General features: G+C 71.0%; 18 protein-coding genes. 4 read left to right on the top strand and 14 right to left on the bottom strand.

Features of this window, described 5'->3' with window-relative positions; all coding sequences use genetic code 11:
• Positions 1-52: 52 nt before the first annotated feature.
• The 5 genes from lon to WMF17_RS15980 all read right to left on the bottom strand — a co-directional run bounded on the left by lon (position 53) and on the right by WMF17_RS15980 (position 6,979).
• Positions 53-2,545, bottom strand: coding sequence for an endopeptidase La (gene lon / locus WMF17_RS16000; protein WP_437602953.1), 2,493 nt, complete (start codon positions 2,543-2,545; stop codon positions 53-55).
• Positions 2,546-2,788: 243 nt separating this feature from the next.
• The gene (clpX, locus tag WMF17_RS15995) at positions 2,789-4,045 is read right to left on the bottom strand and encodes an ATP-dependent Clp protease ATP-binding subunit ClpX (protein ID WP_437602952.1); all 1,257 of its coding nucleotides are present in this window, start codon (positions 4,043-4,045) and stop codon (positions 2,789-2,791) included.
• A gap of 326 nt (positions 4,046-4,371) precedes the next feature.
• Positions 4,372-5,016: an ATP-dependent Clp protease proteolytic subunit gene (locus WMF17_RS15990; protein WP_012235778.1), complete on the bottom strand. Its 645-nt coding sequence runs from the start codon at positions 5,014-5,016 to the stop codon at positions 4,372-4,374.
• A 319-nt stretch (positions 5,017-5,335) separates the two neighbouring features.
• Complete coding sequence (gene tig / locus WMF17_RS15985) at positions 5,336-6,604, bottom strand: trigger factor (protein ID WP_437602951.1); 1,269 nt, start codon at positions 6,602-6,604, stop codon at positions 5,336-5,338.
• Between the two features lie 213 nt (positions 6,605-6,817).
• Positions 6,818-6,979, bottom strand: coding sequence for a transcriptional regulator (locus tag WMF17_RS15980; protein WP_437491693.1), 162 nt, complete (start codon positions 6,977-6,979; stop codon positions 6,818-6,820).
• Between the two features lie 647 nt (positions 6,980-7,626).
• Here WMF17_RS15980 and WMF17_RS15975 point away from each other — a divergent pair.
• Both WMF17_RS15975 and WMF17_RS15970 read left to right on the top strand, forming a co-directional pair.
• On the top strand, positions 7,627-8,553 hold the full coding sequence (locus WMF17_RS15975; RefSeq protein ID WP_437602950.1) for a ParA family protein: 927 nt from the start codon (positions 7,627-7,629) through the stop codon (positions 8,551-8,553).
• Positions 8,550-9,458, top strand: coding sequence for a ParB/RepB/Spo0J family partition protein (locus WMF17_RS15970; RefSeq protein WP_437602949.1), 909 nt, complete (start codon positions 8,550-8,552; stop codon positions 9,456-9,458). Before WMF17_RS15975 ends, WMF17_RS15970 begins: the two co-directional genes overlap by 4 nt.
• Positions 9,459-9,545: 87 nt before the next feature.
• Here the strand turns inward: WMF17_RS15970 and WMF17_RS15965 are convergent, their stop codons facing one another.
• Genes WMF17_RS15965 through WMF17_RS15950 form a run of 4 tightly spaced genes read right to left on the bottom strand, consistent with a single transcriptional unit; the run spans position 9,546 to position 14,612 of the window.
• Positions 9,546-10,595 carry a tetratricopeptide repeat protein gene (locus WMF17_RS15965; protein ID WP_437650269.1) on the bottom strand — a complete coding sequence of 350 codons (1,050 nt, stop codon included), beginning with the start codon at positions 10,593-10,595 and terminating at the stop codon, positions 9,546-9,548.
• Positions 10,592-13,432, bottom strand: coding sequence for a [protein-PII] uridylyltransferase (gene glnD, locus WMF17_RS15960; RefSeq protein ID WP_437650267.1), 2,841 nt, complete (start codon positions 13,430-13,432; stop codon positions 10,592-10,594). The genes WMF17_RS15965 and glnD overlap by 4 nt, the downstream gene beginning before the upstream one ends.
• Positions 13,433-13,472: 40 nt before the next feature.
• Positions 13,473-14,306 carry a CheR family methyltransferase gene (locus tag WMF17_RS15955; protein WP_437650265.1) on the bottom strand — a complete coding sequence of 278 codons (834 nt, stop codon included), beginning with the start codon at positions 14,304-14,306 and terminating at the stop codon, positions 13,473-13,475.
• Positions 14,307-14,321: 15 nt separating this feature from the next.
• Positions 14,322-14,612, bottom strand: coding sequence for a hypothetical protein (locus WMF17_RS15950; protein ID WP_437602945.1), 291 nt, complete (start codon positions 14,610-14,612; stop codon positions 14,322-14,324).
• Between the two features lie 111 nt (positions 14,613-14,723).
• On the opposite strand from WMF17_RS15950, the gene WMF17_RS15945 reads away from it, so the two are divergent.
• Positions 14,724-15,638 (top strand): ABC transporter ATP-binding protein, encoded by a 915-nt coding sequence (locus WMF17_RS15945; RefSeq protein WP_437602944.1) that lies wholly within the window; start codon positions 14,724-14,726, stop codon positions 15,636-15,638.
• Between the two features lie 146 nt (positions 15,639-15,784).
• On the opposite strand, the gene WMF17_RS15940 is transcribed toward WMF17_RS15945, so the two are convergent.
• Positions 15,785-17,359 (bottom strand): ATP-binding protein, encoded by a 1,575-nt coding sequence (locus WMF17_RS15940; protein ID WP_437650263.1) that lies wholly within the window; start codon positions 17,357-17,359, stop codon positions 15,785-15,787.
• 88 nt (positions 17,360-17,447) lie between these two features.
• Here WMF17_RS15940 and crcB point away from each other — a divergent pair, with 88 nt between their 5' ends.
• Positions 17,448-17,831, top strand: a complete 384-nt coding sequence (gene crcB / locus WMF17_RS15935) for a fluoride efflux transporter CrcB (protein ID WP_437602942.1) — start codon at positions 17,448-17,450, stop codon at positions 17,829-17,831.
• 65 nt (positions 17,832-17,896) lie between these two features.
• Here crcB and WMF17_RS15930 read toward each other — a convergent pair whose 3' ends face one another.
• The 4 genes from WMF17_RS15930 to rpsB all read right to left on the bottom strand — a co-directional run bounded on the left by WMF17_RS15930 (position 17,897) and on the right by rpsB (position 22,654).
• On the bottom strand, positions 17,897-18,901 hold the full coding sequence (locus WMF17_RS15930) for a hypothetical protein (RefSeq protein ID WP_437650261.1): 1,005 nt from the start codon (positions 18,899-18,901) through the stop codon (positions 17,897-17,899).
• Positions 18,902-19,661: 760 nt separating this feature from the next.
• A complete protein-coding gene (locus WMF17_RS15925) occupies positions 19,662-20,606 on the bottom strand; it encodes a polysaccharide deacetylase family protein (protein WP_437602940.1) in 945 nt (314 codons plus the stop codon).
• A gap of 9 nt (positions 20,607-20,615) precedes the next feature.
• The gene (tsf, locus tag WMF17_RS15920) at positions 20,616-21,566 is read right to left on the bottom strand and encodes a translation elongation factor Ts (protein ID WP_437602939.1); all 951 of its coding nucleotides are present in this window, start codon (positions 21,564-21,566) and stop codon (positions 20,616-20,618) included.
• Between the two features lie 260 nt (positions 21,567-21,826).
• The gene (rpsB, locus tag WMF17_RS15915; RefSeq protein WP_437604261.1) at positions 21,827-22,654 is read right to left on the bottom strand and encodes a 30S ribosomal protein S2; all 828 of its coding nucleotides are present in this window, start codon (positions 22,652-22,654) and stop codon (positions 21,827-21,829) included.
• Positions 22,655-22,850: the final 196 nt, after the last annotated feature.

The following is a 22,850-nucleotide window of genomic DNA, read 5'->3' as shown; positions in this document are numbered from 1 at the left end:
GCGTCTCGGCGCGCGCCGCCAGCCTATCCGTCCGTCGCCGCGCTCCCGCCGCTCACGCGCCGGGCGGGGCGGCCGGCGTCGGCTCACCGGCCGCGGCCGGCGGCGCCTTGACCGGCGCCTCCTCGGTCACGAGCTCGCCGTCCCGGTACTCCAGGATGCCCTTGGGCGGCCCGAAGATCGCGTAGGCGTCGGGCAGGACGAGCGCCTCGCGGAGCACGTCGTCCACGTGCTCCACGAGCACGAGCCGCAGCGACTTCAGCACACGCCGGGGCACGTCCCGCAGATCCTTCCGGTTCTCCTTCGGCAGGATCACGGTCGTGATGCCGCCGCGATGGGCGGCGAGCAGCTTCTCCTTGAGCCCGCCGATCGGCATCACCCGGCCGCGCAGGGTGATCTCGCCCGTCATCGCGAGATCCCGCCGGACGGGCACCTTCATCAGCGCGCTCACGAGCGCGGTCACCATGGTGACGCCGGCGCTGGGCCCGTCCTTCCTGACGAAATCGGGGAAGTGAATGTGGACGTCGACCTTCTGATAGACGTCCGCCTCGAGTCCGAGGCGATCCAGGCGCGAGCGCACGTAGCTCATCGCCGCGTGCCCGCTCTCCTCCATCCCCTTCTCGAGCAGCCCGGTGATGACGAGCTTGCCCTTGCCCGGGACCACCGTCGCCTCGGCCGGGAGCAGATCGCCGCCGACGTTGGTCACGGCCAGGCCGTTCACGAGGCCGACCTCGTCGCGCTCCTCGCGCCTGCCGAGCCGGAACTTCGGCACGCCGAGGTACTTCGGGATGCTCTTCGCGACGACCTCGATCGGCTTGTCCTTGCCGTCCGACACGACCTTCCGGGCCACCTTGCGGCACACGCTCGCGATCTCGCGCTCCAGCGAGCGCACGCCGCTCTCCTTCGTGTAGTGGTGGATGATCGTCCGGAGCGCCCCCTCGGTGAAGTCGAGCGACACGTCCTCGAGGCCGCACTCCTTCCGCTGCCGGGGCACGAGGTACTTCACCGCGATGTTCAGCTTCTCGAACTCCGTGTAACCCGAGAGCTGAATGACCTCCATGCGGTCCTGGAGAGGCACCGGGATGCCGGACAGCGTGTTCGCCGTCGTGATGAACATCACGTCGGAGAGGTCGTAATCGAGATCCAGATAGTGATCGTTGAAGGTGTGGTTCTGCTCCGGATCGAGCACCTCGAGCAGCGCCGCCGCCGGATCCCCGCGGAAGTCGGTCGACATCTTGTCGACCTCGTCGAGCAGGAAAACGGGGTTGTTCGTCCCGACCTTCTTGAGCGACTGGATCAGCTTGCCAGGCAGCGCGCCGATGTACGTCCGCCGGTGGCCGCGGATCTCCGCCTCGTCGCGCACGCCGCCGAGCGACAGCCGCACGAACTTGCGCCCCGTCGCGCGCGCGATCGACTTCGCCAGGCTCGTCTTGCCGACGCCGGGCGGGCCCACGAAGCAGAGCACCGGCCCCTTGAGCTTCTTCGTCAGCGCCTGGACCGCCAGGTACTCGAGGATCCGCTCCTTGATCTTCTTCAGGCCGTAATGGTCCTCATCGAGGATCCGCTCGGCCTCGACGAGGTCATAGCGCTCCTCGCTCTTGTCGTACCAGGGGAGCTCCAGGATCCAGTCGATGTAGTTGCGCACCACGGTCGCCTCGGCGCTCGTGGGGTGCATCATCTTGAGCTTCTTGAGCTCCTTCTTGACCTTGGCGGCGGCCTCCTTGCTCATCCGCTTGGTCTTGAGGGCCTCCTCGATCTCCTGGATCTCGTTCTTGAACTCGTCGCGCTCGCCGCCGCCCAGCTCCTTCTGGATGGCCTGCATCTGCTCGTTGAGGTAGTATTCCTTCTGCGTCTTCTCCATCTGCTTCTTGACGCGACTCCGGATCTTCTTCTCCACCTGGAGAATCTCGATCTCGGACTGCATCAGCTCGATGAGACGCTCGAGCCGCTTCTGCGGCTCCTCCATCTCGAGCAGCGCCTGCCGGTCCGTCAGCTTGATGGTCGGCAGGTTGGCGATGATGGTGTCGGCGAGCCTCGAGGCCTCGTCGATCGCCTGCACCGCCATCAGGACCTCGGGCTGGATCTTCTTGTTGAGCTTGACGTACATCTCGAACGTCGACTGGACCGAGCGCATCAGCGCCTCGACCTCGACGCTCGCGACCGAGCTCTCGACGATCTCGTCGTACTCGATCAGAAAGTACGCATCGCTCTGGACGTAGCGGCGGATGCGCGCCCGGCGCTTGCCCTCGATGAGGACCTTGACCGTCCCGTCCGGCAGGCGGAGCAGCTGCATGATCGCGCCGACCGAGCCGACGCCGAAGATGTCGTCCGGCGTCGGGTCGTTCGTCTTCGCGTTCCGCTGCGCGGCCAGGAAGATCTCCTTGCCGCGGTTCATCGCCTCGTCGAGCGCGGCGATGCTGCGCTCACGCCCGACGAACAGCTGTGAGACCATGTGTGGAAAGACGATGATGTCGCGTAGCGGGAGCAACGGGACGATCCCGCGCTCGGGTGCGTTCTTGCCGCGATCACTGTCGTTCTTGAAGAACATCCGCCGTCTTTCCGGGAGTATCGGGAGGCCGGGGCAGCCCCCACCTCGGTTGTCACACGTGGCTTGATCTACTGCTGAATTTCCACCGGAGCCGCGCGCGTCCCCCCGGGGACGCGCGCGATGCCGGATCATCGAGGGGGGCGATCCAGGCGATCGAGGCGAGGGCGCGCCGCACGCGCGCCTTCCACCAGGGCGCGCGCTCGCGCCGCGCGCCCTGGCCCACGAACCCCCTCGGGGCGAGCGCTACGCGAGCTCCGCCTCCTTCGTGTACACGATGAGCGGCGCCTCGTGCTTGACGATCACGTCCTCGCTGACGACGACCTCCTTGATCCCCGTGCGGGACGGGACGTCGTACATGATGTCGAGCATCGCCGACTCGAGGATCGCGCGCAGGCCGCGGGCGCCGCTGTTCCTCTCGAGGGCCTGGCGGGCCACCGCGACGAGCGCGCCCCGGGTGAACTTGAGCTTCACCCCGTCCATCTCGAAGAGCTTCTGGTACTGCTTGACCAGGCTGTTCTTCGGCTTCGTGAGGATGTCGATCAGCGCCTCCTCGTTGAGCTCGTGCAGCGTCGCGATGATCGGAAGGCGGCCGATGAACTCGGGGATGAGCCCGAACTTGAGGAGGTCCTCCGGCTGGACGACGCTGAGCAGATCGCCCAGCTTGAAGTCCTTCTTCGCCTTGATCTCTGCGCCGAAGCCGAGCGTGTTCTGGCCGATGCGCCGCTGGATGATCTGGTCCAGGCCGACGAACGCACCGCCGCAGATGAACAGGATGTTCGTCGTGTCGACCTGGAGGAAGTCCTGCTGCGGGTGCTTGCGTCCGCCCTTCGGGGGGACGTTGGCGATCGTCCCCTCGATGATCTTGAGCAGCGCCTGCTGCACGCCCTCGCCGGAGACGTCGCGCGTGATGCTCGGGTTGTCGCTCTTCCGGCTGATCTTGTCGATCTCGTCGATGTAGACGATGCCGCGCTGCGCGCGCTCGACGTCGTGATCCGCGTTCTGGAGGAGCTGGACGATGATGTTCTCGACGTCCTCGCCCACGTAGCCGGCCTCGGTCAGCGTCGTCGCGTCCGCGATCGCGAACGGGACGTTGATGATCTTGGCGAGCGTCTGCGCGAGCAGCGTCTTGCCGGAGCCCGTCGGGCCCAGCAGGAGGATGTTCGACTTGGACAGCTCCACGTCGTCCGAGGCGACCCGGCTGTCGATGCGCTTGTAGTGGTTGTGAACCGCTACAGCGAGGATCTTCTTGGCGCGGTGCTGGCCGACGACGTACTCATCCAGCGTTGCTTTGATGTCGGCGGGCTTGGGAACCGGGGTCGACCCCGCGTACGGCTCGTCCTTCTCGACCTCCTCCGCGATGATGTCATTGCAGAGCCCGATGCACTCATCACAGATGTACACCGTGGGGCCCGCGATGAGCTTCTTCACCTCTTTCTGCGATTTACCGCAGAAAGAGCAGCTTAAATTGCCATTCGAGTGATCGTCCCGCCTTCGCTCCACTTCGACCCTCAGTGCGGCCTGCCGACGCGTCCGCTTCGATGAGAGGTAGGGTCCCGCCGCGGCGGCCCCTCCAACTTGGGACGGGAACGGCTTCCACCGTTCCCTGTATTTTCAGCGATGCGCAGCCAAACGCCGCGCCCGGATTCTAGTCCGGTGCCCGTACCGTCGCAAGCTAACGGGGGTGGTCTCCAGCCTGTGGCCGAAGTCAGGGAATCGCCCGATGGCGCCGCGGCGCGAGCGCTCGATGAGGCTGCGCGCCGCCGGCCGACGCCGCTCGCGCCGGCCCTCCGCCAGGGCACGCCCGCCGGACGAGGGGGCGCTGGCACCTACTTGTTCCGCTTCGGGAAGACCTCGTCGATGAGGCCATACTCCTTGGCCTGCGTCGCGCTCAGGTAGAAGTCGCGCTCGATGTCCTTCGCCAGCTCGTCCCGGTTCTTGCCGGTCGCGTCGACGAGGATGTCGATCAGCGTCTCCTTGATCTTCTTGATCTCGCGCGCCTGGATCTCGATGTCCGTCGCCTGACCGCGCGCGCCGCCGAGCGGCTGGTGGATCATCATCCGGGCGTGCGGCAGCGCGAAGCGCCGGCCCTTGCGACCCGCGCCGAGCAGCACCGCGCCCATCGACGCGGCCTGGCCGATGCACATCGTCGACACGGGGCACCGCACGTACTGCATCGTGTCGTACATGGCGAGCCCCGACGTCACCACGCCGCCCGGGCTGTTGATGTAGACCTGGATCTCCTTCTCGGGATCCTCGCTCTCCAGGAAGAGGAACTGCGCGATCACGGCGTTCGCGACGAAGTCGTCGATCTCCGTGCCGATGAAGACGATGCGATCCTTGAGGAGGCGGCTGAAGATGTTCCACTCCCGCTCGCCGCGGTGGGTCACTTCCGTGACCGTCGGGAGGATGTAGGCCTTCTCGCGTTCGAGAAACTCGATGGCTTGGGTGCGGGTTTCGACTCGTCGGGTCATCCGGTGCTCCGGGGGGTTTCCTGCCGCGCGGCAGGGGTTCTACTCCTGGGCCAGACTGCGTCCGATCGCAAGACCGAACGCGCCCGAGGTTACCGGAAATATCGGCCGCTCGTTGACTTCCGCGCAATCCGCGCCTCGGCGCCCCCGCGCTCCGCACGGATTGCGCGGGACACGCGGAGCGCCGGCGCGCCGCCGGTTGGCACGCGCGACGCACGCTCGACGCACGTGATGTGGCTCGATGAGGGCGCCGCGCGGCGACGCGCGACACGACCCGGACGAACTGCGCCGCCGGAGCCGATCCGGCGGCGCGGCGCCGCGGCTAGCTCGCGTCCGTGACCTTCGCGGCGGCCTCGATGATGTCGAGGATCTTGTCCTCGAGGATCATCCCGGCGAAGAGCTCGCGCTTCTGGGGCTCGCGGTACTCCGCCTTGATCTTCGCGACGTTCTTGCCGCTCTGCTCGGCGAGCTCCTGGTAGCCCTTCTCGAGATCGGCCTCGGTGATCCTGACCGCCTTCGCCTTCGCGATCTCGGCCATGGCCAGGCCCGCGCGCACCTTCATCTCGGCGTCGAGCCGCACGCGGGCGCGGAACTCCGGCGTCGGATCGACGCGCTGCCCCTGCCGCCGGGCCGTCGCGAGCAGCTCGCGCTCGGCGAGCTGCGCCTGCTGATCGACGAGCGACGGCGGGACCGGGATCGGGTTCGCCTTGCAGAGCTCGATCACGAGCTGCTCGGCGACCGCGTCGCTCGCGCGCTGGGTCAGCTCCTTCTCGATCTTCTTGCGGACCGACTCGCGGAGCGCGGTCAGGCTCTCCTCGCCGCAGTCCTTCGCGAACTCGTCGTCGACCTCCGGGAAGATGCGCTCGCGCAGGTCCTTCAGCGTGATGTGGAAGAGCGCCTGCTTGCCCCGCAGATCCGCGTTCGAGTGCTGCTCGGAGAACGTGACCGGGACGTCCTTCGACTGGCCGGGCGTCATCCCGAGGAGCGCGTCCTCGATCTCCTTGAAGATCTGGCCGCTGCCGAGCTCGGTCTCGATCTCCTGCTGCTTCGCGTCGCGGAGGGCGCCGGCGACCTCGAGGGTGAACGAGAGCGTCGCCATGTCCCCCTTGGCGCCCGGGCGCTCCGGCTCCGGCGCCTGCAGCGTCGAGTGCTCGCGCCGAAGGGCGGTGAGCTCGGCGTCGATCATCTCCTCCGTCGGCGTGGTCGAGGGGCGCTTCACCTCGAAGCCCTCCCACGTCACCTCGGCGATGTCGGGGCGGACCTCGAAGCGGGCCTTGTAGGAGAACGCGTCGTCGGGGCGCAGCTCGGCGGGCGCGATCGCGGGCTGGGACAGGGGCTGCACCTGCTTGTCGGCGAGCGCCTGGTTCAGCGTGGAGTCGACGAGCCGCTGGGCGACATCGGCGTGGATGCGGCCGCCGTAGAGGTGCGCAAGCACCTGGCGCGGCGCCTTGCCAGGCCGGTAGCCCCGGACCCGGGCCGTCCGCTGGAGCGCCGAATAGGCCTTGTCGACCTCGCTCCGGACCCGGTCCGCGGGGACCTCCACCTGAAACTCCATCAGCACGGGAGAAAGCTTTTCGACGTTGACTTGCATGGCGTTTTTTTCGAAGGGCGGCACTCGTGCCACGCGTCGCTGGGGGGGTCAAGACGACCGACAGGACGCTGCTTTAAAAAAAGGAGCCCCGGCGGAGAGGCGGCCGCCGAGGCTCGGGGATCCCGGGAGGGATCGTGCAAGCTGATGGGCTGCGCGGCGCCCGCACCGGGCCGAGCGCGGGGCCGTCGGGTCTCGCGCGCCGCTCCGTCGCGCTCAGTCGTTGTCCGAGGCGTCGAAGGGGTCCTTCTCGAAATCGAGCTCGGCATCGAAGGGGCCCTCCTCGACGATGTCTTCGAGCGAGAAGCCCACACGGTTCGGGCGGAGAATCTCGCGCTCGAACTCTGCAAAGTTCTGATACGACCTGGGAAGCGGCATCTGTCCTCCTCACATGTGCCGAGGCGACGTCGTGGCGTCGATCTGCTCGGCGAAGCTGGGCACCACGTCCGTGATCAAGGAGCGGTCAGCGCCGACCCTCGACGCGCGTCGAGGGCAGACGACGGCGCGAGCCGAGCGCCGACCTGCGTTGAAGCGAAGGCGAAAGCACGAGGACCTGCGCAGGAGCGAGCAACGCAGGCTCGCCCCCGTCGCACCAGAACGCGTGGGCAAGGATCCGATCGACCGGGCCGGAGTCGCCGCCGGACAGCAGCGCCCCCCCGAGGCCGAAGCAACGACCTCGCCCCGGGGCTCGCCCGCGGACCAACGGCCTCGTCGTTCGGTCACCTTTGACCACACCAAGCGACATGTGGGCCACTGTAGACACCACTGCCGTTCAGGCCAACAATCCGACGAGCGAACGGTGGGGGAACGGCGAGCAGGCGGGCGCCGTCCAGCGTCCGGGTCCTGCCCGAGCGCCGCGGAGCCGCCCGGAGGGGTGCTCCCAGGGCGTTGAAACGAGAGCCCGGAGCCCGGGCCAGGCCGGGCCGGACCTGCGCGTCCGTTCGAACATGCAGCGGAGACACCTGCATCTCTCGACGTGCCGGTGGGGGTCGTGTAAGCAGCCGGGTCGGACGCGACACAGCACGATGCCATCGCTCAACCAGGGGGGCGCGCCCGGCAAGCCCGGTTCCGCTCCCAAGCCTTCGCCTGTCATCTTCGCCGTCGCCAACCAGAAGGGGGGCGTCGGCAAGACCACGACCTCGGTCAACCTGGCCGCGAGCTTCGCCGCGGCGGAGTACCGGACGCTGCTCGTCGACTGCGATCCTCAGGGGAACGCGTCGAGCGGCGTCGGCGTGCGGCGGGGGAGCTTCGAGCTGTCCCTCTACGACGTCCTGATCGGTCAGGCAGCGCTGAAGCAGGCGATCGTCGCGACCGAGGTGCCCTTGCTCGACGTGGTGCCCGCGACGCAGGACCTCGTCGCGGCGGAGCTCGAGCTTGTCGACGCGGACGACCGCGCGACGCGGCTGCGCCAGGCGCTGCGCCCGCAGCTCGACGGGTACGCGTTCGTCGTCCTCGACTGCCCGCCGTCGCTCGGGCTGCTCACCTTGAACGCGCTCACCGCGGCGCACCGCGTGCTCGTGCCGCTCCAGTGCGAGTACTACGCGCTCGAGGGGCTGACGCACCTCATGGCGACGATCGACCGGGTGAGGAGCGCCTTCAACCCGGAGCTCACGGTCGAGGGCGTCGTCCTGACGATGTTCGACGGGCGCAACTCGCTCACCCACCAGGTGGCCGACGAGGTGAGGGCGCACTTCCGCGTCTTCGACGCGATCATCCCGCGCAACGTGAAGCTCAGCGAGGCGCCGTCGCACGGCAAGCCGGCGCTGCTCTACGACGCGCAGTCGAAGGGGGCGCAGGGCTACCTGAGCCTCGCGCGCGAGATCCTGGACGGCCCGCCCGCCGCCGCGGCAGCTCCGAAGAAGGCGCAGCGCGGGGACGACGAGGCGGAGCCGCAGGCCGAGCCCCCGCCCACCACCGGAGCGCGCGCGAGGGACGCACGACCCAGATCATGAATGCCGATCAGAAAGGGGCGCGACGCGCGCTCGGACGGGGGCTCGACGCCCTGCTCCCGGCGCCGCCGCCGGCGACGTCGACGGCGGCCGAGGGGCGCAGCGTGTTCGTCTGCGCGATCGAGAAGATCGTCCCGCAGAAGGGGCAGCCGCGGCAGCACTTCGACGAGGCCGAGCTGGAGGAGCTCACCGGGAGCATCCGCGAGCACGGGCTCATCGAGCCGCTCATCGTGCGCAGGACGCAGGCCGGAAAGGACAGCTTCGAGCTCATCGCGGGCGAGCGGCGGTGGCGCGCCGCGCAGCGCGCGGGGCTCAGGGAGGTGCTCGTCGTCGTCAAGGACGTCTCCCCCAAGGAGGCGTTCGAGCTGGCGCTGGTCGAGAACGTGCAGCGGGCCGATCTGAACGCGATCGAGATCGCCGAGGCGTTCGACCGGCTGCTGCGCGAGCACAGCTACACGCACCAGACCCTGGCGGAGCGCGTCGGCAAGGACCGCACGACGATCGTCAACTCGCTCCGGCTCCTCCGGCTGCCGCAGCGGATCCGCAGCATGGTGATCTCGCGCGAGCTCAGCGAGGGCCACGCGCGCGCGCTGCTCGGGGCGCCGAGCGACAAGGTGATGGCCGACGTCGCCGAGCGGACCGTCCACGGCAAGCTCCCGGTCCGCAAGGTCGAGGCGCTGATCAAGGCGGCGAAGGAGAAGGAGAGCCGGGCCGCGAACGGCGCGGAGGACCCTGGCGAGAAGAAGCCCGAGGGGAAGTCGCCCGCGATCAAGGACCTGGAGGCGCGCCTCACGCGGAGGCTCGGGACGCGCGTCGAGGTGCGCGACGAGGGCGGCCGCGGCGAGCTCGGCGTCACGTACGGCTCGCTCGACGAGCTCGACAGGATCATCGCGCTGCTCGGCGCGTGAGCCGCCGCCCCGCGCCGGACGCACCGCCGCCCCGCGCCGGACGCACCGCCGCCCCGCTCCGGCGAGCGGGATCGGCGGAAGGCCGCGCTACTTCACCCTGGCGCTGAGCTCCTTCACCCTGGCGCGGGCGCGCTTGCCGATCTCGGTGTCGCCCCCGTGCTTGCCGGCCTCGGTGAGCGCCGCGAGCGCGCTCTGCGGCCTGCGCTCGGCCAGGAACGACAGGCCGAGGTAGTAGTGCGCGGCCGCGAACCGCGGGTCCACCTTGATCGCCGCCTGGAAGTCCGCGCGCGCCCCCGGCTCATCGCCGAGCTCGTGCCGGCACGTGCCGCGGCGCACATGGAACTCCGCCTCCGGCTTCAGCTTGATGGCGCGGTCGAACGCGGCCACGCAGTCGGCGTACGCCCTGGCCGGCCCGAGCATCCGCCCGATCGTCGCGATCGTCGCCACGTCGTCGCCGGTCGCGGCGAGCGCCTTCTTGAGCTCGGCCGCGGCCCGGTCGAGCTCCTTCGCCTCGAACAGCATCGCGCCGTAGGCGAAGCGCGTGGCGGCCGTGTCCTCGGCCTTGAGCGCCGCCTCGTAGTGCTTGCTCGCGCTCGCGACGTCGCGCTTCAGGCCGTACGCGTAGCCCAGGTTCTGGTGAAGCGCGGAGCGGCCCGGCGCCTGCTCGATCGCCTTCGAGAGCACCGCGATCGCCTCGTCGGGCCGGGGCGGCTCGTCCAGGTAGAGCGCCGCCAGGTTCAGCGCGGCGGCCTCCAGCTTGGGATCGCTCGCGAGCGCCTTCTTGTACGACGCCTCGGCGCCGGCGCGGTCGCTCGTCTTCTCGCGCGCGAGCCCGAGGTAGTAGTGCGCCTCGGCGCTGCTCGGCTCGTGCTCGATCGCCCGGAGGAGGTGCTCCTTCGCCTCCTCGTACTTCTCGTTCTTGATGTAAGCGACGCCCCGGTCCAGCGCGCTCGTCGACGTCCCCTTCGAGGTCGCCGCGTCGCTGCCGTCGGGCGGATCGGCGAGCAGCGGATCCGCGAACTGCTCGCGCGGGGGCTCCTGCGCCCCCCCGCACGCCGCGACGCACGCCGCGAGCGCCACACACACACCGCCGCGACGCGCGGCGAGCCCCGCGCGCGAAAGCCATCTCTTGTTCATCCGACACTCCCTTCGCCGTCCAGGCCCTGGAGCACCGCGTGCAGCCGCTCCTCGACCTCTTGCAGCCGTTTGCCGTTCGCGACCTTCGTCCCGTCCGCCTCGCTCACATAGAACACGTCGGCCACGCGCGTCCCCTCGGTGTTGATCTTGGCGACCGAGATCGAGAGGCCGAGCTGGTAGAGCGCGTCCGAGATCGCGAACAGGAGGCCGGGGCGGTCGCGCGTGAGGACCTCGATCACCGTGTGATGGGACGCGCGGTCGTCGATGGATATCTGCGTCTTGACCTTCGGCGTCGGGCGCTCGCGCAGCCCGCCGCCCCGGCGCTTCCTGGCGAGCTCGGCGCCGGAGATCTGGCCCGAGAGCGCCGCCTGGATGTCGGCCACGAGCTTCGGGATGGCGCGGGCCACCCCCGCTACCCCCTCGCTGCGATCGCGCACCCAGAACAGGTCGACGGCCTGCAGGCGCACGCCCGCGGGCGGAAACGAGCCCGTCCTCGCGCGGAGCGCGCCGCTCTCGTCGGCGCCCGGGTCGTCGCTCGCGCGCGAGTGGATCTGCGCGGCGTGGACCTCGAGGCGCGAGGAGGCGAGCGCCGCCGTGATCGCCGCGAGCAAGCCGGGTCGATCCGGCGCGACCATGCAGAGCTCCGCGGCCTCCGGGTGGCGCGACGGCACGAGCGCGACCGAGACGCTGTTCCCGCCGCCCTCCTGCTGCCGCGCGAGCTCGGAGTGCGCCGCGATCGCGGCCGGGCTGTTCGCGAGGAGGTAGCGCTCGGGCATCGACGCGAGGTATCGGGCCAGGAAGTCCCGCTGCGCGCGCCGCTCCGCCTCGCTCGCGGCCGGGAGATCCTCGAGCGCGCCCACGGTCTCGCTGATCGCGCGGGCCATGCGCTGATCGTCGACGCCGAGCGGCCCGCCCTCCCCCCGCGCGCCGCGCAGGGCCGCGTCCGCCGAGAGGTAGAGCTCGTCGAGCATCCGCGCCTTCCACGACGTCATCGACGTGGGGCTCGTTGTCGACAGATCGGCGACCGTGAGCAGGTAGAGATCGCGCAGCCCCTCGCGGCCGTGCACCTCCTGGCAGAACTCCGAGATCGTCGCGGGGTCGTCGAGATCGCGCCGGGTCGCGATGAGGTACATCACGAGGTGCTTCAGGATGAGGTGGCACGCCTCGTCGATGTCCTCCGGAGGGAAGCCGAGCCGCTCCAGGATCTTCCGCGCCATCTCGGCGCCGCGCCGGCTGTGATCGGTCCCCCCGATCGCCTTGCCCACGTCGTGCAGGAGCGTGGCGAAGAACAGCATCGTCGGCCGCGTCGCCTCGGCGGCGAGCCGGCACGGGAGCCCGAACTCGCCCGCGAGCTCGCCCCGCACGAGCGACGCCAGCCGATCGACCGCGGCGACCGAGTGCACGTCCACCGTGTACACGTGGTAGACGTCGTGGTGGACGCGCCCGACGACCGGCAAGAACTCGGGGATCATGGCGAGCAGGAGGCCGAGGTCGTGCAGCTCGCGGACGACGGAGCCGCTCTGGAGCGCCGTCTCCTTGCACGTGGCGACGAGGGTCCGGAACAGCTCGGCCGCCTCGGGGCTCTCGCGGAGCACCGCGCAGAACGCCGGGTCGCCGGCGGCGCGGACGATCGCCCCGCGCGCGTAGGGCAGGAGCGGGACGCCGCGCTCGACGGCCGCGGCGACGAGCCGCAGCGCGATCGGCGGATCGGTCCGGAGCAGATCCGGATCGCTCATCGTGATGCAGCCGTCGAAGAGGCGGATGCCGCCGCCGAGGTCCTCGTCGCGGCGGCGGCGCTTCGTGAGCGTCGGCGTGGCGCGCGAGACGATCATGTCGAGGGCCCGCGAGATGGTCCGGGCGCTCCGGTAGTAATCGCTCATCATCCGCTCGATCGCCTCGGGCGACACGGCGGGCTCGTCGGGCGGTGGCGCGCCCTCCCGGCCGCTCCCGGCCGCCTCGGCGGCCTTGTTGTAGCCGAGCACGCCCGCGCAGAGCTCCTGCTCGTCGAACGTCAGCCGGTCGGTCCGCCGCCCGGAGTGGGCGTGGAGGAGGTTGCGGATGCGCCAGAGCATCTCCGCGGCGTTGCGGATCTCCTCGGCCTCGCGGGCGACGAGCGCGCCGAAGCGGACCAGCGCGCCGAACTCGCCGACGCCGTAGCGCGCCTTCGCCGCCCAGCGGGCGACGTCGAGGTCGCGCAGCCCGCCCGCGCCGTTCTTCACGTCCGGCTCCAGCAGGTAGACCGAGCCGCCGAAGCGCTCGTGCCGCTGCGAGATCTCCTTCCCGAGCCGCTCGATGAAGCGGGGGAGCTCCGAGTGCGCGAAGAGGCCCGCGGCGGCGCGCTGCCAGAGCGACTCGGACATCGACGCGTCGCCGACGACGTGCCGCCAGTCGAGCAGGCTCGTCGCGGTGGGCAGATCCTCGCGCGCGCCCTCGACGAGGTCGTCGATGGTGACGACCTGGTGTCCCACGGTGACCCCCATGTCCCAGAGCGGGTAGAGCAGCGCGTCCGCGATGGCGCTGGCGCGCTGGGCGTCGTGGGCGAGGATGCGCACGTCGAGGTCGCTCCGCAGGGCGGCGGCGCCGCGGCCGTAGCCGCCGACCCCGGCGATGGCGACCGCGTCCCACGCGGCGCGGCTCGGGGAGCCGGACTCGCGCAGCAGGTGGAAGAGGCGCGCCAGGAGCTCGTCGAGCAGGCGCGCGTGGCGCCGGCCGAGGGCGACCCCGAGCGAGGACGGATCGGCGGCCGGGGTGGGGCCGCTCGGCGCGGTGCGATCGAGCTCAGCGCGCTCGCGCGCGTAGGCGGCGCGGAGCTCGGCGAGCCCGCTGGGCCTGGACATGGGGGAGAGGTCGACGCTCATGCGATGGGTTGTCGCTTTCTCAGGCGCCCGGGGCGCGGAAGGCGGTGACGTGCGCGTTCACCCTGACCGCGGTGAGGCCGGCGCCGCACAGCCGCGGCGCCTCGCTCGCGGCCGAGAAGAGGAGCCCGCCGGGGCCGAGCTCGGCGGCGAGGCGGCGGGCGACCGCGTCGCCCGCGGGCTCCGCGAGGTACAGGAGGACGTTCTTGAAGAAGATGATCTGGAAGCCGCCGCTCGGCACGGCGTGGACCAGATCGCAGACCTCGAAGGAGACGACGTCACGGAGCTTCTGGCCGACGTGCAGCGCGCCGCCCTTCTGCTCACAGTAGCGCTGAGCGAAGGCCGGGGGGAGCTGCTCGGCGGCCTCGGCCGAGTAGGCGGCCTCGCGCGCCGCGTCGATCGCCGGAGCGGCGCGATCGACCCCGAGCACGCTGAAGCGGCGGCCGGCGCTGGCGAGGACCATCCCCAGGGTATAGGCCTCCTCGCCGGTGCTGCAGCCGGCGGAGAGGCCGGCGATGGGGACGTCGGGCGGGATCCTGGGCAGCACCGAGGTGGCGATGGCCTCCCAGATGATCGGATCGCGGTAGAAGCGCGTCTCGCCGACGCGGAGGGCGCTGACGATGTCCTCGATGGCGTCCCTGTCCTCGTGCAGCCGCTCGGCGGACGCGAGCGGGGACACGCCCTGGCGCGCGGCCACGGCGCTCAGGACGGCGAGGACCCGCTCGCGCACCCATCCCGGGGCGGCGAGGCTGCGGCCCAGGCCGAAGCGGCGCTCCAGCTCGGCGAGCGCGAGGTCGACCGCCCGCTCGGCGGAGCGTGCCGCAGGACCTCCTCCCGCTCTCGGCGATCTGGCCATGAAAGGGCGCCGCGGTCAGCCGAGGAAGCCGGCCTTCCGGGCCTGGGATCCCTTGCCACCGCCGCCGTCGAGGGCGATGGCGAACACATCCTTCAGCGCGAGCACGAAGGTCTCGCCCTTGGTGCTGCGCGCCTTGAGGAGCCCGCCCACGCTGAGCACGGCATCGATCTTTGTCACCGGGAGCGACACGCCCTCGTGGGCTGCGTAGAGCGTGAGCGCGCGCCCTTCGGGGAGCTCGGCCCAGCCGTCTTTGTCGGTCTTGGCCTCGGCCGTGTCGAGGGCTGCCTTGAGTAGGTCGTCGGTCATGAGCAACGTTTCCGTCCCGCGCCCGGCCGCGTCAAGCGCGTGCTCGCCCTTACGGCAATGCAAGGCGATCGGCGTCCTGCGGGGCCCCCTCCGTGGTACCGTGCCGCGCCGATGTCGAGAAGGCCGCCCAGCCAGCCCCCCCGGAGCGGGGCCGCCTCCGGGGCGCAGCCGGGGGTCGCGATGCCGGCGGGGTGGGAGCCGGGGGATCATCTCTTCGTCGACGACATCAAGAAGTCGTTCGGGGCGACGAAGGTGCTGCACGGCATCACCATGCACCTCCGGCGGACCGAGACGGCGGTGATCATCGGCGGATCGGGCGCGGGCAAGACCACGCTGCTCCGGCTGCTCATCGGCCTGGAGCGGCCGACCAGCGGGCACATCTGGGTCGACGGCGTGGATATGGGCGTGCTCGACGACTACGAGATGAACCGGATGCGCCAGCGGTTCGGCATGGTGTTCCAGTACGCGGCGCTGCTCGACTCGCTCACGATCTTCGACAACGTGGCGTTCCCGCTGCGCGAGCACCGGAAGCACATGTCGAAGCGGGACATCCGCGAGAAGGTCGTGGGGATGCTGAACTCGCTCGGCCTCGAGAACAAGGAGGACCGGATGCCGTCGGAGCTCTCGGGCGGGCAGCGCAAGCGCGTGGGTCTGGCGCGCGCGCTGATGCTCGAGCCCGAGATCCTGATCTACGACGAGCCGACCAGCGGGCTCGATCCGCTGACGAGCCGGATGGTCGACGATCTGATCGAGGAGACGCGGTCGCGCCACAAGGTGACGAGCGTGGTGATCTCGCACGACATGGCGAGCACGTTCCGCATCGCGCACAAGGCGTTCCTCGTGATCCAGGGGCGGGTCGTCGCGTCGGGGACGCCGGACGAGCTGGCGTCCGGCGAGAACGAGCAGGCGCGCCAGTTCATCGCGGCGGCGGGGGTCGCGCCGGATCACATCTCCCGGGTGAACCGGCCGGCGCTGGCGGACAGCGAGGGCGGCCGGGTGATCGAGTTCAGGAAGGCGGCGGAGTAGGGCGCGGCGGCGCGGCCGGCTGCGACGCGCGGCCGGCTGCGGCGCGCGAGGCGCTGTTCGCTGCGCTGCATGAGGCGCTGCCCGCCGCGATGCACGAGGCGCTGCCCGCTGCGATGCACGAGGCGCTGCCCGCCGCGGCGGCGCCGCTACAGGCGGAGCACCGAGGCGCGGCGGCCGCGGGGCGTCGTGGCCTCGTCGAACCGAGGTGCGTTGCGGGCGAGCGGCCCGCGGGCGTCGAAGATCACGAGCGTCCCGCGCCTTTGACGCAGGCACGCGAGGTAGTCGTCGAGCTGGGCGAGGCCCTCGCGGAGCGGGTCCTTCTGGCCCTTGCGCCACACCTTGAGCTCGAGCGCGCGCCGCTGGACGGCCCGGGAGCCGTCGGGCTTGCGGTAGGGAAAGCGGACGAGCAGATCGATGCGCCCCCGGCCGACGCCGTACTCGCGATCGATGAAGCCGCCGCCATTCACCGCGCGCTGGAGGAAGGCCATCAGGACGAGCTGCGGGGCGACCTCGGGGTACGGCATCCCGGAGGCGAGCACCTCGCCGTGCTCGTGCCAGAAGGCGGCGAACGCGCGGAGCAGGCGCCGGAAGGCGAGGCGGCCGTCGGGCAGGAGGAAGCGCTCGGGCGGGGCGTCGATCCGCTCCTCGGCCGACGAGGCGAGGACGCGGGCGATCACCTCGCGGTAGATGGGGTTCGCCACGCGCAGCGGCTTGCCCTGGGCCACGAGGCCGAGATCGCGGACGTAGGAGGCGTCGTCGTCGTACGTGTCGCCGCCGCCCTCGTACGTTCCCGCCAGCATGGGCTCGAGCACGCGCCGGACGCGGGGCTCGGCGAGCTTGCTGACGAGCGAGTCGAGATGGGTGGCGCGCTCGAGGATGAGCCGCTCCTTGGCCTGCTCGACGTGCGCCAGGGTGATGGGCTCGTCGAGGGGGACGGCCATCTTCTCGACGATCTCGCGGCCGAGGGCATTGACCAGCCAGGGTTGGCCGGCCGTGAGCTCGAAGGCCCGGCCGAGCGCCGCATCGACGAAGACCTGGCCGGTGTCCTCGGTGTGCTGGGCGTACAGCGCACGCAGCTCTTCCTCGGAGAAGTCTCCGAGCCGCAAGGAATCGACCTTGATGTTGAACGGGCTCGCGGTGCCGAGGCGCTCGGGATCACCGCCGCTCGCGGCCTTGTAATCGCGCACGTCGCGCAGACCGCAGAGGATGACCGACGCGGGGAAATGCTCGGGACGGCTCGGGAAACCGGCGCGGAGCTGGCGCAGGACGCTGAGGAGGCCCTGGCCGCGCAGGGAGTCGATCTCGTCGAAGATGAGGGCGAGCGGGCGCGGGCAAGCGCGCGCCCAGCCGGTGAGCGCCGCGGAGAGGAGGCCCTCGTCGCCCTCGAGCGAGAACGGGGGCGGCTGGAGCTCGGGCGGGAGCGCGATCTGGGCCGCGCGCGTGAGCTCGCGCAGGATGGCGCGCTGGGCGGAGCCGTAGTCGTCGCCGGCGGCGCTGCCCTCCTCGCAGGAGAAGAGGACGGCGGCATGGCGGCCCGAAGCGGTGAGCCGCTCGGCGACGGCGCGCAGGGCCGTGGTCTTGCCCGTCTGCCGGGGGGCGTGGACGACGAAATAGCCCATCTGCTCGACGAGGCCCGGGGCCTCGGGCAGCCGGCTGTCCGCCGGGATCATGTAGTGCAGATCGGGGCGGCAGGGGCCGGTCGTGTTGAAGCGGCGCTTCACCCGGCGAGCCTTGGGACATCGGCCGGGAAGAAGCAAGGGAGCAGCCGCCGGGCGCAACGGGTGCGACGGGCGCGATAGAGTGAAGCGAATGGATCGGTGGTTCTGGATCGGGCTCGGCGGCGCGGCGGGGACCCTCGCCCGCTACGGTCTATCGACGTGGTGCCAGCAGCGCTTCGGCGCCGGGTTTCCGTATGGGACGCTCGCGGTCAACGTGATCGGGTCGTTCTTGCTCGGCGTCATCCTGCAGGTCGCCGCGACGACGGAGCTGCTGTCGCCGACGCTCCGCCTCGGGTTGGGCGCGGGCGTGATGGGGGGGTTCACGACGTACTCGAGCTTCAACCACGAGACGCTCAAGCTCTTCGAGGGTCGCGCGTGGATGACGGGCGCGGTGAATGTCGTGGTCACCGTCGTCGGGTGCCTGCTCGCCGGTGTGCTCGGGATGGCGTTCGCGCGGCGGCTCGTCGCGAGCTGAGGCGCGGAGGGGGCCTCGTACGATCGCGCGCGGCATGCGCCGCCCAGGGGGGCCGGGGACGAGGATCAGCCACCGGCGCCGAGGATCGGCGTCGTCTCTTCCTGCGCCGCGGGGACATCGCCCTGCGCTCCGCCTCCGCCGGGCGCGGGCTTTTCTCCGCCGGGCGCGGGCTTCTCTCCGCCGGGCGAGGGCTTCTTGGCGGAGCTGCCCGAGCGGGCCTCGAACATCCAGGCGGCCTTGTTCAGCTCGGGGACCAGGATCGTTCCATCGACCCGGCGCGCCGCCCTGAAGGCGCGGAGGATCTTCTCGATCACGATCGCGACCCTCCCGTCCTGCAGATCGAGCGCCCGCTGCGTCACCCGGCGCCCTGCGGCGATCTGGACGCCGCCGATGCCGCGCACCCGCTGCGCCGCGACGCGGAGCGCGGCCGCGCACTCGGCGCCGACGCCGTAGTCCTCGAGGACCTCCGCGTCCTGCGCCGGATCGGCCCTCCGGGTCTCATCGATGAAGCTCGCGAGCGCCTCGAGGCCCTTGGCGAGGCTCTCGGGGGAATCCGCGCGCCCCACCACGGCGTCGACCCGCGCCATGCGGCGCGCGCCGAGCGCGTTGCGCAGGCCGTCGTAGCAGAGATCGCGCTCGCCGATGCCGTCGCGCATCGCGCTCCGCCCCTGCACCTCGAGCGCGGCCCTCGCGCCGGCGACCTCGGTCGCCGCGGCCTCGTGCGACCGCTTCATCGCCTGGAGCCTGCCCGCCTCGGCGACGAGCAGCGGCAAGAGCGCCGCGGGCATGCGCACCTTGCCGCGCTGCGCCTCCGACAGCGAGCCAAGGATCCGCCGCGCCGAGGCGACGAAATGCGGGACATCGTCGATGAGGCTCTGCGAATCGATGCGCGTCCCCTCCGCGACGAGATCCTCCTCGGGGATCCCCGCGTACGTCCGCGCGGCGAACGCGCCGTCCGCGGGACCGAGCTCGCGAGCGAGCGAGTCGAGGGTGACGGTGGTGGATGAAACGGTCGGTACCTCCGCCGGCGAGGTGGCCGGCGCGGGCTTCTTGATCTTGGAAGTGGTCATGAGAGGAAAATCTAGGGGAACGCGTCGATGGAAGAAAAGCGGGCATCTCCGCTGAGCAAGATCACGTCGCGGCGATCCGTCCCGGCCGGCGGGACACACCGCGCCGGGATGGCGCACGAGGGCGGCGAGGGGGCGCACGGCGGGGCGCCGCGCGCGCGCGACGCGGGGTGGACGGCGCCACGACGGCGGACGGCGCGCGTGAGACCGGCGCAGAGCCGCGCGCAACCCCGGTCAGGCCAGCGCACAAGCGGGCCGAGGCGCGCGCGCAGCATGGCGAGACGCGCGCGCAGGCGGGTCGAACGCGCGCACGAGGCGGGAGTGGCGCGCGGGAAGCCTGTCGCCCCCGCGCGCCGGAGACCTCGGGAACGCGCACGACGCGCCGGGGATGCGCGCACGACGCGCCGGGGACGCGCGCACGACGCATCGCATCATCGCCTTCCCTAGCCTCCAGCCGGCAACAGCCGCGCCGCAGGCCTGCCGCCGACTGCGAGGCTCAGAGCGAACGCTCTGCGGCGCGGCGCAGCTCGTCCCACACGGACACGCCGAGGCCGCCTAGGACACCGAACAGGTTGAAACCCCGAGAAAATGAACCACAGAGGCACAGAGGGCACAGAGTTTTTTTGTTGTCCCTCTGTGTCCTCTGTGCCTCTGTGGTTCAAATCTCTTCATTCCCGGGCATTTCAAGCTGATCGGTGCTCTAGGGGCTGACGGCCCCCTGCTCGTCAGGCAATTCGCGCCGCCAGCCGACGTCGACTCCCCGTCACACGATGAGCCCGCGCTCGCTGGCCGCCTCGTCCAGCCGCACGAACGTCGCCCCTCCCCGAGCAACCTCCTCCACGAACGCCTCCAGCGCCGCGAGCCGCCTGCCGAGCGGCACACGGAGCTCCGGCTGGTACGGCGCGAGCGCCTCGAGGCCGTCGCCCCGGTCGAGGAAATCCATCCCGTGCAGCTCCAGGTTGACGAGCGCCTCCCCCGCGCACGCGCGCGCCAGGAGCCGCGCACCGGCGGCGCCCGAAAGCGCCACGCTCGTCCCGATGACCGGCAGCCGCAACCCCGGCGTCACCTGGATCGGCAGCTCGACGAAGCGCCGCCCGCCCCGCGCGTACCACGGGCGCCCGGGCCGGTAAGGCCGGCGCGGCGCCGCGAGCACGCGCGGGGTGTCCAGGATCGCCGACGATCCCCTCCCCTTCACGCGCTGCACCCCCATCGCGAGCGCCTTGGCAGCGTAGTACGGCGGGCACGGGAACACCGAGGAGTCGAACGCGACCCCGACCGCATCGAGCGCGTCGAACAGCGCGTCGCTCACCGTGTACCCCGGCGCGCGGAAGCCCGTCGGACGCCGGCCGACCGCCTCGGCGATCGCCTCGGCGCCGAGCAGGACGTCCCACGCGATCGCGGCGCGCGGGAGCTGCGAGAGGTCGTAACGGTGCCCGAACGAGTGGTTCTCGACCGCGTGACCCGCGTCGCTCAGCGCGCGCAACGCCGCCGCGCTCTCGGGGCGGGCGAGGTCGCGGCCGATCGCGAACAGCGTGACAGGGATGCCGTGGGACGCGGCGAAGGCCGCGATGCGCGGCAGCGCCGTGTCATAGACGGCGCTCAGCGAGACCGCCGCCCCGGAGCGCTCCGGGACGGCGAGCCCGTGAATGGCAAAATAGTTCGGGACCTCGTCGAGGTCGATCGAGACGGCGGCGAGGCGCCCCCGCATCGGACCGCGTCAGCTCGCGGCCATCTTCGCCACCTCGGCGGCGAAGTCGTCCTCTTTCTTGGCGATGCCCTCGCCGCGCTCGTACCGCACGAAGCGCGTGAGCGTGAGCTCGCCGCCGGCCGCCTTCTCCGCCGCCTGGCGCAGCTTGTCGATCGTCTGGCCCGCCACGCCGCGCGACGCCGCCTCGACCGACTCCTGCTCGAGGAGCGCGACCTCCGAGTACCACTTGTTGAACTTGCCCTCGATGATCTTCGGCCACGCCGCCTCGGGCTTCGGCTTCGGATCCTCGCGCAGCTGCGCCTCGAAGATCTCCTGCTGCTTGGCCTTCAGGTCCGCCGAGACCTCGTCGCGACGGAGGACGAGCGGGCTCATCGCGGCGGCCTGCATCGCCGTCTCGTCGATGAACTTCTGCACCTCGGGGTGCTCCGCCACCGCCTGGCTCGACGCCTCGACCGCCACGAGCACGCCGATCTTGCCGCCGAGGTGCACGTACGCGTGCGCGACGCCGTGCTTGCCCTCGGGGATCGACACGCGATCCCAGCGGCGCACAGCGACCTTCTCGCCGATGCGCGCGGTCAGCTCCGTCGCGGCGTCGGCGACCGACTTGCCGCCGATCGAGAGCTGGCTCGCGTCCGAGCCCCCGGGCGCCTTCTCGGCCGCGGCGAGCACCTCGCCGACGAACTGCCGGAACGCGTCGTTGCGGGCGGCGAAATCGGTCTGGATGTTGACCTCGACCATCGTCGCGCTGCGCCGATCGGCCGCGACCGCCGCGCGAACCTCACCCTCGGTGGCGGACGCGCCGGCCCGCTTGGCGCTCTTCGCGAGACCCTTCTTCAGGATGATCTCGACCGCCTTCTCCATGTCGCCCTCGGCCTCGGTGAGGGCGCCCTTGCAGTCGCTCATCCCCGCCTGGGTACGCTCACGAAGCTCCTTGATCGCCTGAGCATTGATGCCGGCCATGGCTCTTTCTCCTTCACAACCTAGATAGGAAGAGGCCGCGCCGAGCGGCCCCTCTTCATCGCACTTCAGACTGATGACCACGAGGGCCCGCGCGACGAGCCGGCCGAACCGCAGAGGCACAGAAGGCGCAGAGGCGCGAAATTTTCATTTCTGTCCCCGCGCCCCCTGCGCTCCTGCGATCGCCGCGTCTCCCGGGCGGAGGCGACGCCGTCACCCCCGCCGCCCGAGCGCTGGGCCGCTCCGACGCGGCTCGCGCCGCGCTACGACGCCTGCTGGCGCGGACCGCCGCGGCCGCCGCGGCCGCCCTGGTACACGTTGATCTCGTCGCGCTGGCCGCGGCCGCCGGCCGGAGGCTGCGAGCCGTCGCCGTGATCCCGGCGGCGCTGCGCGCCCTCGACGCACGCGTCCGCGACGCGCGCCGTGATCAGCCGGATCGAGCGGATGGCGTCGTCGTTGCCAGGGATCACGAAGTCGACGAGATCCGGGTCGCAGTTCGTGTCCGTGATGGCCACGACCGGGACGTTCAGCTTGCGCGCCTCGCTGATCGCGATCGACTCCTGGTGCGGATCGATCACGAAGATCGCCGCCGGGAGGCCGCCCATGCCCTTGAGGCCGCCCAGGTACTTCTCGAGCCGATCGCGCTCCTTCTCGAGCCGGACGACCTCCTTCTTGAGCAGCTGCTCGTAGGTCCCGTCCTCCTTCATGCGCTCGAGGGTGCGGAGGCGATCGAGGCCCTGCTTGATGGTCCGGAAGTTCGTCAGCGTGCCGCCGAGCCAGCGGTTCGTGACGAAGTACATGCCCGACCGCCGGGCCTCCTCCTGCACGATGTCCTGCGCCTGGCGCTTCGTGCCGACGAACAGCACGTGGCCGCCGCGGCCGACGGCGTCGGTCAGGAAGTCGTACGCGCGCTTGAAGAGCCGCGTCGTCTGGTCGAGATCGATGATGTGGATACCGTTGCGCGCGCCGTAGATGAACGGCCGCATCTTCGGGTTCCAGCGCTTGGTCTGGTGGCCGAAGTGCACGCCCGCGTCGAGCAGCGAGCGGAGCGGGAGCGGGAACTCCCCGGGCTGGGGGGCAACGGCCTGCATGGTGTCGGCCGCGGGAACGGATTCGGAGAAGCTTGTATCGGTCACGGCTTTGTCCTTTCGGTTGGTCCGCCGCTCCCCCTCCCGCCACCAACCCCTCGCGCGGACATGGGAAAAACGTCCGTGTCGAGGGGCACCGGGTCGCGGAATGCCGTGGGTGCCAGGAGAGCGTGTGGATTTGGGCGCTGCGACAGCGAAA

The organism is Sorangium sp. So ce362 (assembly GCF_051519845.1).
GTDB lineage: Bacteria > Myxococcota_A > Polyangia > Polyangiales > Polyangiaceae > Sorangium.
The sequence above is the reverse complement of the archived record's forward strand: the minus strand, read 5'-3'. Positions and strand labels throughout refer to the sequence as shown.